Origin of the sequence: Tamlana carrageenivorans (genome assembly GCF_002893765.1) — a bacterium.
GTDB classification, from domain to species: Bacteria; Bacteroidota; Bacteroidia; order Flavobacteriales; family Flavobacteriaceae; genus Pseudotamlana; species Pseudotamlana carrageenivorans.
The window spans coordinates 2,709,586-2,721,461 of record NZ_CP025938.1 but is presented as its reverse complement, the minus strand read 5'-3'; the positions used below and the strand labels follow the sequence as shown (position 1 = coordinate 2,721,461).

Sequence of the window (11,876 nt, the reverse complement as noted above, 5' to 3'; positions counted from 1 at the left end):
AAAAACAACCTTTCTCCATGACAAATATAACATTGTTCTCTCAGATAATCTCCAAATTAGACCGTTCTAGTTTTTCTAAACTTGTAAAAGCCAAGGGAATAGATAAACATCAAAAAGGATTTAATAGTTGGACACATTTAGTCTCCATGTTGTTTTGTCAATTTGCAAAAAGTCAATCCGTCCGAGATATAAGTAATGGACTTCGCTCTGCCACAGGAAACCTTAATCATTTAGGCATACAGAAAGCACCTTCTAAATCAACGATAAGCTATCAAAACAAACATCGAGACTGGACGCTTTATCGAGATTACTACTATGTTCTTTTAAAAAGTTTTGGACAGCACCCTCACTTAAAACGTGTTAAATTCAAAATTAAATCCAAGATATTTCTATTAGATTCTACAACGATAAGTCTATGTTTAAGTCTCTTTGATTGGGCAAAATACAAAACCCACAAAGGAGCTGTAAAAATGCACACCTTGCTTGATTATGATGGTAATTTACCGCACTATGTAAATATTAGCGATGGTAAAACAGCAGATAATAAAGGAGCTTACGATATTCCTTTGATTAGCCGTTCGGTTATTGTCGCAGATCGATTTTATAATGATTTTTCGTTACTTAACGTTTGGGACAGCAACCAAGTGTTTTTTGTAATTAGGCACAAAGAAAACATCCAATTTAAGAGTATTAAAGAAAAAGAATTGCCAGAAAATAGACATCATCATGTTTTAAAAGATGAAATCATTGAGCTAACAGGGGCTAAATCAAAAACAAAATACCCAAAGAAGCTACGTAGAATAGCTGTATGGGACGATAAAAATAACCAGGAAATAGAACTTATTACCAACCAAATGTCTTGGACAGCAAACACAATTAGCCAACTCTACAAAGCTAGATGGGATATTGAGATATTCTTTAGAGACATCAAACAACAGCTACATATTAAATCGTTTATAGGAACTTCTGAAAATGCCGTAATGATACAAATATGGACGGCTCTTATTACTATACTCATCCTAAAAGCCTTAAAAGCAAATGCAAAATATAATTGGTACTTGTCCAATTTAGTAGCTTTTATAAGACTTAACCTTTTTGTCAAAGTGGATTTGCAAAAATGGATTGATAGCCCTTTTAACGAGCAGCCTCCCCCAAACAAAATTATACACAAGGGGTTCTTTTTTGAAAAAGATAAAAAACATGGCTAATTACCAGTAAAATCGTTGACTTTTGATTAGATCAAAAATGTTTAGGACAGGATTGATAGATTACACTGAAAGGGTGACTATAAAAGGTTTCTTCATTAAAAATCATCCTTAAATAGCAATTAAGGGTAAAAGTTAAATTTTAAATATTAGAAGTGAAAATTGGTTGTTGGTTGTTGGTTACTGGTTATTAGCAAAACGCCTAAACCCAGACCATGTCACCCTGAGCTTGTCGATGGGCAATTAAGGGTAAAAGTTAAATTTTAAATATTAGAAGTGAAAATTGGTTGTTGGTTACTGGTTATTGGCTTAAAGCGTACGGCCTAAAGCAATAAACCTCTATGTTACAACAACTTCTTAGGGTAGAGATTCTTCAGTCGTTCCTCCTTCTGAATGACAGCATAACGCCTATTGCATACAGCTTAATACGTACCGCCCTGAGCCCACACCATGTCACCCTGAGCTTGTCGAAGGGCAATTAAGGATAAAAGTTAAATTTTAGATATTAGAACGAAAAAGAAAAACAATCATAGTTACAAAATTAAACAGTTGAACAACAACTTTAACTAAGACACGAATTACGCAAACTGACGGCCTCGTGAATGATTTACGGCATGATTTCGCACAATAGATAACAAATTAAAAATCGAGTAAAAAATCCTCAAGGATTTCTTTAAGTTCAAATATGGCGTGGTCAGTCCACAGTATTCTATAACCACTTTTCATAAATACCTTTCACATTTGAGTGAGAAGTTAATTCTCCTTTATTAGCATCTTGAATTCCTTTTTCAATTGATTTTTTTTCATCAGCTGAAATTTCGTTCCACCAATCGGTTTTTTCTTTATTCCTTAACTCCATAAGCTTGTCAATCAACATTTTGTCATTCAAAGTTGACAACCACTGAATTAGTTCTATTTTTTTATTTTCTAAACTTAAATCCATAATATCAAAGTTACAAATTTATTTTATCATTTAATTTTTGAACGATAGTTTTACTGTTTCACAGCATGAATACATGGCATATAGCATACAGCTTAAAGCATAACGCCTAAACCCAGCCCATGTCACCCTGAGCTTGTCGAAGGGCTATCAAAGTTAAAAGTTAAATTTTAGATATTAGAAGTGAAAATTGGTTATTGGTTGTTAGTTACTGGTTATTGACGTAAAGCGTACGGCCTAAAGCAATAAACCTCTACGTTACAACAACTTCTTAGGGTAGAGATTCTTCAGTCGTAACTCCTTCTGAATGACAGCTTAAAGCATAAAGCATAAAAATACAAAACAAAAAACAGCAGTTAAGCACAGCTCTTCAAAAGAGAACATGGCTAAAACTGCTGCTAAGATTATTACTTGTGTTTGACTTAAACCTAAATGTTTACCTGCAAATGAGTTAAAAAATTAAGGATTATAACCTCCTTGACCACCTCCACCTCTATTCAACGGTCCTACAGGGATATTTTCATTATCACCAAAAAAGTTCAAATTTAGAACACTGGCTTTAACTGTATTTTCATATCCTGTAGGCGCGATAAATAAGGTGTTTTGGCCTTCTTTTTCTGGATAAGCGGCTAAGTAAACACGAATACCGTTCATGTTGTAACCTTTGTCTTTGGCTTCTTGTTCGGCGTAGTCTAAATAATTACGTATATCTTCTAACGACCACCAAAACGATTGGTGTTGCTCACTAAACTTACTAGAGCCCGCTTTATTAAATAAGGTGGCATTTTTATCTTGCCAAGCCTGATGTAAATCTTGTGCTTCGTTTATAGTAATAACACCCTCTGGCTTGTAAAAAGAAGTGTTACCAGAGTTTTCGCTGTCATCTTTAGAACAGTTAAATGCCAAAAAGCCAAACACCGTAATAAGTACGATGCGCTTTAAATAAATTAGTTGTTTCATAATAAAATGTTGATATTTTTTACAAACATAATCAATTTTACTTACAGTTAGCTATTTCCTTTTTTCGCGGTCTACAATATATTAAAGCAAAGGTGAACATGCCGTACATGAATAGGTTGGCAAGAAGGTAAATGGTTCTTCTTAAAATAGCATAATCTTCATCTCTGTAAGAGCTTCCTATTTCATAGACAAAATAGACATCATAAAAGGTTAACGGGGTAACAACGATCCACCATAAAAAAATGGTAACGCTAATGTAAAAATTCAAATCCTTATAAAAATATAATAGTTTATCACTTTTTAAAATTTCAATAAAATACAATGAACTACAAAGGATAATAACAAATGCCCCAGCAAGTACAATACTATCATAAAACTCCGTAAAGAATATATCATTATTGACTATAATATAAATTATGGAAAAAACTAAAAAGCATACACCTGCTACCGTTAAAATAGTTTTATACACCTGGGTAACTAAAACTTTTCTAAAATAAAAAACATAAAATAGAACAGCCCCTATATCCCAAGTAATTGTTGTTTGCCAATGGTTCTTTTCCAAAACAGTTCCAACAAAAAAATATAAATATTTATCAGGATGAACCAATCCAGTATATCTCGATAAAGTTTCCATTAAGGCCACATAAATTAAGAAAATTGCAAAGTATTTAGCAGCAGTATATTTGTAGTTTTTATATAATATAACTACAGTTAAAACTACAAAATACTCTACAATTAGGCTAATTGAAAGAAAATTATTGTTTAAAAAATTTACCACAAATAATTATGAATTACGGATTGTAACCTCCTGACCCGCCTCCAGACCGATTCAACGGATCCACAGGAATATCATCATCATCACCACGTAAACTCAAATTCAAAGCGCTAGCGGTTGCTTTTGATTTTTTCCCTGTTGGTACGATAAACATGGTTGATAAATTCTTTTTAGCTTGGCCTTGGTTTTCACCATACACCCCTAAATACACACGTACGCCTGTCATGTCGTAACCTAAACTATCGGCTTGGTTTTTAGCATAAGCGATGTAGTTTTCAATTTCGTCTAAATCCCAAGAAGTAGAACGGGTGTCTTTTTTTCTACCTTGTTTTGCCGCTGCAGAGTCTACGGCTTTTTCTCTGTGCTTGGTCCAATTGTTATTTAATGTTTTGGCTTCATCAATAGTAATTAAACCTTTTGGTTTTACAATCTTTTGCTCAGCCACCTCTTCTTGAAGCGGTCTTGGACAAAAATAATAAGTAATAACGGCTCCTAAAATAAAGCCTAATACAAGTAGTACTAATTTTTTCATGTGTAATGGTTGTTGGTTTGATTAATAATGCCTAAATGTACTAAAAAGATTCTATTATGTAAGATTTTGATTGTTATGGATGGATGTGGTTTGTTTATATGTTTAATCGTGGGTTTGTTTAATTGAAAAGTGAAATGTGAAACGTCAATGGTTTCTTATTTTGTTAAATCGTTTAACTGAGACGTGAAACGTCAACTGTCAATGGTCAATGGTTTTTTATTTAGTTTAATCGTTGATTTGTTGATTTGTTTAATCGTTTAGGCGTTTAACTGAAAACTGCAACTGAAAACTAAAACCGAGACTGAAACCGAAACTTGTATAACTTCTACGAAAATCGTAACATTACCGTTACAAAATCACCTTCATGCAAGACGACAAAAATATTTCTGAATTTGAAGCCCAAGGGCAGCATATTATAGAAAACAAAGCCCTAAATTTTACTGCAGCCCTAATTCCTGTTCTGGTTTTAATGAGTTTTTTAGCCTACAACATTTTTTTTGCTAACGGCGAAATGTTTGGCGCATATTCTAATCAAATTATTTTATTAATTGGTGCGGCTACAGCTGCTGTAGTAGGTTTTTTAAACAAAGTATCCTACCAACTCATGTTGCAAGAAATATGGGAGAATTTAAAAAGTGTTTTTGTTCCTATTATGATTTTGTTTTTAGTAGGAGCCTTAGCCGGAACATGGCTTATTAGCGGCGTTATTCCTGCTATGGTTTACTACGGTTTACAGGTTTTAAGTCCGCAAATATTCCTACCCGCCTCTGTGGTTATCGCAGCGGTTATTTCTATAGCTACGGGCAGTTCTTGGACCACCTCGGCTACTGTAGGTATTGCTCTTGTGGGGATTGGTACGGCCTTAGGGCTTCATCCTGGTATGATTGCTGGTGCTGTTATTTCTGGGGCCTACTTTGGTGATAAAATGTCACCATTAAGTGATACCACCAACCTAGCACCTGCTATGGCGGGCACCGATTTGTTTACACACATTAGGTATATGGCCATTACAACGGTACCTACCATTGTGATCACCTTAATTGTTTTTGGAATTTTAAGTGCAACCACCGAAACTTCGGGAAATGCCGATGTTAGCGATTTACTACAAACCATAAAAACCACCTTTAACATCACCCCTTGGTTATTCGCGGTTCCTGTGGTGGTGGTTGGTCTCATATTACTAAAAACCAAACCTTTGGCCGCTTTATTGGCCGGGGTATTATTAGCTGCTATTTTTGCTTTTGTGTTTCAACCGGAAATTTTAAACGGCCTAGGAGATTCCAAACTTAACGCGGTAATCACTTCCATTTTAACAGACACCCAAATAAGCACCGATAACGAGAAACTCAATGAACTTTTTGCTTCTGGCGGCATGAAAGGCATGTTATGGACCATCTTTTTAATTATTTGCGCCATGATTTTTGGTGGTGTGATGGATGGTATTGGAGCATTAGCTCGTATTACTCAGGCTTTATTAGCCGTCGCGAGTTCTGTATTTGGCTTGTTTGCTAGTACGGTAATTAGCTGTTTGGGATTAAACATTATTGCTTCCGATCAATACTTAGCCATTGTGATTCCTGGGAAAATGTTTAAACAAGCTTACGCCGATAAACAATTAGCTCCAGAAAATTTAAGTAGAACCCTTGAAGATTCGGGTACCGTAACCTCGGTACTTATTCCTTGGAACACCTGTGGGGCTTATCAATCGGGCGTTTTAGGTGTTGGTGTTGGCGAGTACTTTATCTATGCCATTTTTAATTGGTTGAGTCCGTTTACCACCTTATTATTCGCTGCTTTAAACTTAAAAATAAAGCAACGTATACCATTTTAACCATATAATATCGCATATAATTTGTTTCTTTTTCGCCCATATTTCAATATAAAATAAAACCGTAGCTAAGGCTATGCTTGGATTTTCTATTTTATCTGAACAAAAAATAATTCAAATTAAGAATACAACATTATACAATTAAATTGGCATTCCCTCTAAATAACTGAAAACTATTCAGTTTAAATTTCACTATAACAAAAATCTATAGTTTGATAAATTTTTAGGATTTAATTATTCTAAAAAATCTATATTCTATACTACATTTGCAGAAGAAAATAATTAATAACTTAAAAACAAAAATATGTCATTAGTAGGAAAAAAATTCCCAGATTTAAACGTAGACGCCATGAACGAAATGGGTGATACTTTTAAAGTAAACGTTTTAGAAGCAGCAAGAGATAACAAGAAAAAAGTTGTTTTATTTTGGTATCCAAAAGACTTCACATTTGTTTGCCCTACAGAATTACACGCTTTCCAAGCGGCATTACCAGAATTTGAAAGACGTAACACCGTAGTTATTGGAGCTTCTTGTGATACGCCAGAAGTTCATTTCGCATGGTTAAGCACGCCAAAAGATAACGGAGGTATTGAAGGTGTTACTTACCCAATCCTAGCTGATAGCAACCGTAACTTATCTAGCATTTTAGGTATTTTAGATATTACTAACGAAACTTTTGACGAAGCTACTGGAACCGTACAAGTTGAAGGCGATAACGTAACATACAGAGCGACTTACATTATTGACGAAGAAGGTACTGTACAACACGAAAGTATAAACAACATGCCATTAGGAAGAAATGTTGGTGAATACATTCGTTTAGTTGATGCCTTAACACACGTGCAAGAAAAAGGAGAAGTTTGTCCTGCAAACTGGGAAGAAGGAAAAGATGCTATGCAAGCTAACGCTAAAGGTACCGCTGAATATTTAGCTTCACACTAAAAACACAAAACTCATGGTTCAAGAATTAGATAAAGACAATTTAGGCGAATTAGTTTCAAACAACGACATAGTTGTAGTACAATACTCTGCAACATGGTGCGGTAACTGCCGAATTATGAAACCTAAATTTAAAAAGTTAGCCACCGAAAACGAAAACATTACTTTCGTTATCGCTGATGCTGAAAAATTCCCAGAATCAAGAAAATTAGCTAATGTTGATAATTTACCAACCTTTGCTACTTTTAAAAATGGGAACTTTTTAAACCAAGTGCAAACCAATAAATTTGATCCTTTAAAAGATTTAGTCGATGAAGTTACCAGTAATTAAACATCTTACTCAATTTATTGAGGAGAATGACGAGGATTTCGTAATTGAAACCATCGAAACGCTAGAAGCTTTAACCGAATTATCGTCTTTAAAAGATGAAGAATTGGATGTTATTGGCGAGCTTATTTCTAACATGTATGGAGCCGTTGAAGTTAACAAAATGATCAAAGATGGCACGCCTAAAAAAGAAGCATTAAATGCCTTTATGAAGCGTGTTATGGGATCGATAGATAATTAATTTGAAGTGAAACGGTAGAAGTTAAAAGGGATTCGTAGAACGTGATTATTCTCTCGTGAAGCGTATCACCCTATAACCTCCAAACCTTAGATTTAAATTAGTTTTCCAAAACAAATCAAACATTTATAAAACAGTCTGGAATTTTATTCTAGGCTGTTTTTTTTGAGCTAGATTTTGGTTGTTGGGTAAGAAAATTGACTATTTATTATTGATTATTAACCCTCCTCTGAAACTTTGCACTACGGTGTCACACTGAGCTTGTCGAAGTGCAGCTAAATCAATATAGATTAGCTTCAATTTAAACGAAGTTACAAGCCTTCAGCATAAAGCGTACAGCCTATAGCCCAAAAAAATTGATTATTGATTATAGAATATTAACCCTCCACTGAAACTATGCACTACGATGTCACACTGAGCTTGTCGAAGTGCAGCTAATCAGCATAGACAGCTTCAATTTAAACGAAGTTACAAGCCTTCAGCATAAAGCGTACAGCCTATAGCCCCAAAAAATTGATTATTGATTATTGATTATTAACCTAGCATTGAAACCTGGTCCCAACTTGTCACACCACGCTTGTTGAAGAGTCTTCAAAGGTAAAAATTAAATTGTAGATATTAGAAGTGAAAATTAGTTGTTGGTTACTGGCATAAAGCATACGACCTAAGGCAAAAAACCATCATGAATCTATGTTTTACGACAAGTTATTGACGTAATGATTCTTCAGTCTTACCGCCTTCTGAATGTCACCACCTTTTTAACGCTGTAACCTTGTAACTTAACTTCTCGACTCCGCTCGAAGACCGTAGATAAAACCATGTCATAAGTATTCAGCATAAAGCCAAAAAAAATTGATTATTTATTATTGATTATTAACTTACTACTGAAACGTGGTCCCAACTTGTCACTCTGAGCTTGTCGAAGAGTCTTCAAAGGTAAAAGTTAAATTGTAGATATTAGAAGTGAAAATTTGTTGTTGGTTACTGGCATAAAACATACACCTAAGGCAAAAAACCTTCATGAATCTATGTTTTACAACAAGTTATTGAGCTAAAGATTCTTCAGTCGTTCCTCCTTCTGAATGACACCACCTTTTTAACGCTGTAACCTTGTAACCTTGTAACTTAACTTCTCGACTCCGCTCGAAGACCGTAGATAAAACCATGTCATAAGTATTCAGCATAAAGCCAAAAAAAATTGAATATTTATTATTGATTATTAACTTACTACTGAAACGTGGTCCCAACTTGTCACTCTGAGCTTGTCGAAGAGTCTTCAAAGGTAAAAGTTAAATTGTAGATATTAGAAGTGATAATTAGTTGTTGGTTATTGGTATTAAACATACATCCTAAGGCAAAAAACCTTCATGAATCTCTGTTTTACGACAAGCTATTGAGCTAAAGATTCTTCAGTCGTTCCTCCTTCTGAATGACACCACCTTTTTAACGCTGTAACCTTGTAACCTTGTAACTTAACTTCTCGACTCCGCTCGAAGACCGTAGATAAAACAATTGACTATTTATTATTGACTATTGATTATTAACCTACTACTGAAACGTGGTCCCAACTTGTCACTCTGAGCATTCTAAGTTAAAAACAAACTTTTAAGCAAATAATTTTACAAAAGGTTCCTCTCTTTTGGCTTCTGCAAATATTCTTAATACAAGTTTATTAGCTACAGCATTAATTACGCTCATAGCGACTGTAAACTATTTTGTGTTTTTGCTGTTAGTTAGTTTAAAAATGATTTTGAAATTCATAGGCAAAAAATTTACTTTTAAATTTTTATTTTATGAACTCAGACTTAGAAAAACAATTAGACGCCTTGATCGGCAAAATCAGCAACAAGGAGGACTTTGACCAGGTCAAGGAACAGTTGCTTAAACGTGGTATTGAATCACTTTTAAAAGCAGAAATGACTGCCCACTTAGGGTTTCAAAAAGGAGGTTCTGTAATTGAGAACAACCAGCGCAATGGTTTCTCAGAGAAAACTATCAAGACTCATAACGGCGAACAACGCATCAAAATCCCCAGAGATCGTCAAGCGAGCTTTGAGCCTGTTATTGTCCCCAAACATCAATCGATTAGTCAAGAATTAGAAGATTGTATTCAACTGCTTTACGCCAAAGGTATGAGCAATAGCGATATTATTGATTTTATTGAAAGTACCTATGGAGTGCAGTATTCCACATCACAGGTATCCATTATCACCAATCAATTATTGGAAGACATCAAACAATGGCAGAATAGACCTTTAGAAGACGTATATCCCATTGTCTGGATAGATGCTATTCATTATAAAATACGTCAAGAAGGCAAGGTAATATCTAAAGCCTGTATGATAGTTTTAGGGGTGAATACCGAAGGGCAACAAGATATTTTGAGCATGAGTATTGTGGAGACAGAAAAGGCAGCTGCTTGGATGTCCATTTTAGACGATCTGCGCTCTAGAGGCGTAAAAGATATCTTCTTTCTGTGTTCGGATAACCTCTCTGGATTAGATAAAGCTGTAGAAGCTATTTTTCCAGGTAGTATACGTCAAATATGTATCGTACATCAAATTAGAAACTCTTTAAAATATGTGAGCTATAAGGACCGTAAATCAATAATGGTCGATATTAAAGCTATTTATCAAGCCGATAATGAGAAATTCGCTTTAGAGGCTTTCGAAGTCTTTAAACAAAATTGGGAAGATAAATACCTCTCTGCCGTACAGTCTTGGGAAAACAATTGGGATAATTTGACCGCGTTTTTAAACTACCCAAAAGAGATTAGAAAACTTATATATACTACCAATATCATTGAGAGTTTTAATGCCAGTTTAAGAAAATATACACGCAACAAAAAAGTCTTTCCTCATGATGATGCAGCACTGAAATCCATATATTTAGCAGCTCAAAGCATCAGCAAAAAATGGAAGAAAACACGATTTAAATGGGGCCAAATTTACAATCAATTGTATATTTGTTTTCCAAACAGGTTATAATCTATATTATTTTAACCTATGAATTTTGAAATTATTTTTCAAAAACACAAAATTTTGGATAAACTCTGTCGAACCCATGTTGCATTAATATAAAAAATGAAAACCCTGTATAAGAATACTTCTTTTACAGGGTTTTATTTTTAGAGCGATTTAATAGTACCTATATAGGATTTACTATACATTTAAAATTAAGACCTCTTAAATTTTAATTTTTGTTTCTGTGAATCTACCTCCAGAACCTAGGACTATTTTATAGGTACCGTGTCCGTTTTCGGCTAATTTATAAACCTTTTCAATTTTACTGTCACCAGTTAGTATTTCAGAAACCAATAGTTCTTGGTTCATACTATTACCTTTAGTATAGTAAATGTTAACAGTTAAGTTTTTGTTATCAAGGTTCAATTTATTAATGTAAACCAAATCATCGGACACTCTTAAATAAGGCTTATAAAACAGTTTTTCTTGGCTCTTATTAAAATGAGCTACACCATTATTTAATGTAAAAGGAATTTCTTCAAACTCTAGATCTTTATCTACTTCAAATAGATAATTTCCGTCAGGTAAGAATGATAAATCAAAGTTTTTATTGTATTTACCTGTAGTTGAAATAGTTTCACTGTAAAGCACAGCACCATAACTATCTTTAATGGATACAGCGCTACCTTTTTTAGCATAATCTAAGGTTAAAGTTGTATTTGTTCCCTCAACATTTATACCACCAACTGGCCCTTCAGCAAAACTTAGCATAGTACCAAATAAAGCGAGCATTAAAAATCCTTTTTTCATGTTTTTGAAAGTATTATTCATAATATTAAAATTTATTTTTTCAATAGATTACGGTTTTTAAAAGCCTACAATGTTTAATATATTTTAAACAACATACTGGCATAAAAATCATAATTTATTATAATTATACTACAAATGTACGTGAACCATAAAGCTTAAATAGCGACATGACATGTCCGAATTTCACCACAGGCACTAACGATAAGGTAAATTGCTCTTTTGAAGTCTAAAATTCTCAATCCTGTACACTATTAAAGTAGTACAAACGATATAAAAGCGAAAACCCTGCGAAAAAATAGCTCCACAGGGTTTTTCTATATATAATGATTTACTTGGGTCTACTTAAATTTTCATAAA

Annotated in this window: 11 protein-coding genes; 6 read left to right on the top strand and 5 right to left on the bottom strand. The window is 33.9% G+C overall.

The window, feature by feature from the left end:
• The first annotated feature begins 17 nt into the window (after positions 1-17).
• The gene (locus C1A40_RS12135; protein WP_102996117.1) at positions 18-1,208 is read left to right on the top strand and encodes an IS4 family transposase; all 1,191 of its coding nucleotides are present in this window, start codon (positions 18-20) and stop codon (positions 1,206-1,208) included.
• Positions 1,209-1,914: 706 nt separating this feature from the next.
• Here the strand turns inward: C1A40_RS12135 and C1A40_RS12130 are convergent.
• The 4 genes from C1A40_RS12130 to C1A40_RS12115 form a co-directional block, all read right to left on the bottom strand.
• On the bottom strand, positions 1,915-2,148 hold the full coding sequence (locus tag C1A40_RS12130; RefSeq protein WP_102996116.1) for a hypothetical protein: 234 nt from the start codon (positions 2,146-2,148) through the stop codon (positions 1,915-1,917).
• 456 nt (positions 2,149-2,604) lie between these two features.
• Positions 2,605-3,105, bottom strand: a complete 501-nt coding sequence (locus C1A40_RS12125) for a hypothetical protein (RefSeq protein ID WP_102996115.1) — start codon at positions 3,103-3,105, stop codon at positions 2,605-2,607.
• 37 nt (positions 3,106-3,142) lie between these two features.
• Positions 3,143-3,739: a hypothetical protein gene (locus C1A40_RS12120; RefSeq protein ID WP_241910403.1), complete on the bottom strand. Its 597-nt coding sequence runs from the start codon at positions 3,737-3,739 to the stop codon at positions 3,143-3,145.
• A gap of 157 nt (positions 3,740-3,896) precedes the next feature.
• Positions 3,897-4,412: a hypothetical protein gene (locus C1A40_RS12115; RefSeq protein WP_102996113.1), complete on the bottom strand. Its 516-nt coding sequence runs from the start codon at positions 4,410-4,412 to the stop codon at positions 3,897-3,899.
• A gap of 364 nt (positions 4,413-4,776) precedes the next feature.
• Here C1A40_RS12115 and nhaC point away from each other — a divergent pair, with 364 nt between their 5' ends.
• The 5 genes from nhaC to C1A40_RS12085 all read left to right on the top strand — a co-directional run bounded on the left by nhaC (position 4,777) and on the right by C1A40_RS12085 (position 10,733).
• On the top strand, positions 4,777-6,243 hold the full coding sequence (gene nhaC / locus C1A40_RS12110; RefSeq protein WP_102996112.1) for a Na+/H+ antiporter NhaC: 1,467 nt from the start codon (positions 4,777-4,779) through the stop codon (positions 6,241-6,243).
• 301 nt (positions 6,244-6,544) lie between these two features.
• Positions 6,545-7,183: a peroxiredoxin gene (locus tag C1A40_RS12105; RefSeq protein ID WP_102996111.1), complete on the top strand. Its 639-nt coding sequence runs from the start codon at positions 6,545-6,547 to the stop codon at positions 7,181-7,183.
• 13 nt (positions 7,184-7,196) lie between these two features.
• A complete protein-coding gene (locus tag C1A40_RS12100; RefSeq protein ID WP_068602290.1) occupies positions 7,197-7,511 on the top strand; it encodes a thioredoxin family protein in 315 nt (104 codons plus the stop codon).
• Positions 7,492-7,749, top strand: a complete 258-nt coding sequence (locus tag C1A40_RS12095; RefSeq protein ID WP_067146275.1) for a DUF6952 family protein — start codon at positions 7,492-7,494, stop codon at positions 7,747-7,749. The genes C1A40_RS12100 and C1A40_RS12095 overlap by 20 nt, the downstream gene beginning before the upstream one ends.
• A 1,790-nt stretch (positions 7,750-9,539) precedes the next feature.
• A complete protein-coding gene (locus C1A40_RS12085; RefSeq protein ID WP_102994202.1) occupies positions 9,540-10,733 on the top strand; it encodes an IS256 family transposase in 1,194 nt (397 codons plus the stop codon).
• A 198-nt stretch (positions 10,734-10,931) separates the two neighbouring features.
• Here C1A40_RS12085 and C1A40_RS12080 read toward each other — a convergent pair whose 3' ends face one another.
• Positions 10,932-11,540: a hypothetical protein gene (locus C1A40_RS12080; RefSeq protein ID WP_102996109.1), complete on the bottom strand. Its 609-nt coding sequence runs from the start codon at positions 11,538-11,540 to the stop codon at positions 10,932-10,934.
• Between the last annotated feature and the right edge of the window lie 336 nt (positions 11,541-11,876).

Excerpts from the sequence above, each read along its gene's own strand:
- C1A40_RS12135 (WP_102996117.1), top strand. The coding sequence starts at position 18 with ATGACAAATATAACATTGTTCTCTCAGATAATCTCCAAATTAGACCGT.
- C1A40_RS12130 (WP_102996116.1), bottom strand. The coding sequence starts at position 2,148 with ATGGATTTAAGTTTAGAAAATAAAAAAATAGAACTAATTCAGTGGTTG.
- C1A40_RS12125 (WP_102996115.1), bottom strand. The coding sequence starts at position 3,105 with ATGAAACAACTAATTTATTTAAAGCGCATCGTACTTATTACGGTGTTT.
- C1A40_RS12120 (WP_241910403.1), bottom strand. The coding sequence starts at position 3,739 with ATGGAAACTTTATCGAGATATACTGGATTGGTTCATCCTGATAAATAT.
- C1A40_RS12115 (WP_102996113.1), bottom strand. The coding sequence starts at position 4,412 with ATGAAAAAATTAGTACTACTTGTATTAGGCTTTATTTTAGGAGCCGTT.
- nhaC (WP_102996112.1), top strand. The coding sequence starts at position 4,777 with ATGCAAGACGACAAAAATATTTCTGAATTTGAAGCCCAAGGGCAGCAT.
- C1A40_RS12105 (WP_102996111.1), top strand. The coding sequence starts at position 6,545 with ATGTCATTAGTAGGAAAAAAATTCCCAGATTTAAACGTAGACGCCATG.
- C1A40_RS12100 (WP_068602290.1), top strand. The coding sequence starts at position 7,197 with ATGGTTCAAGAATTAGATAAAGACAATTTAGGCGAATTAGTTTCAAAC.
- C1A40_RS12095 (WP_067146275.1), top strand. The coding sequence starts at position 7,492 with ATGAAGTTACCAGTAATTAAACATCTTACTCAATTTATTGAGGAGAAT.
- C1A40_RS12085 (WP_102994202.1), top strand. The coding sequence starts at position 9,540 with ATGAACTCAGACTTAGAAAAACAATTAGACGCCTTGATCGGCAAAATC.
- C1A40_RS12080 (WP_102996109.1), bottom strand. The coding sequence starts at position 11,540 with ATGAATAATACTTTCAAAAACATGAAAAAAGGATTTTTAATGCTCGCT.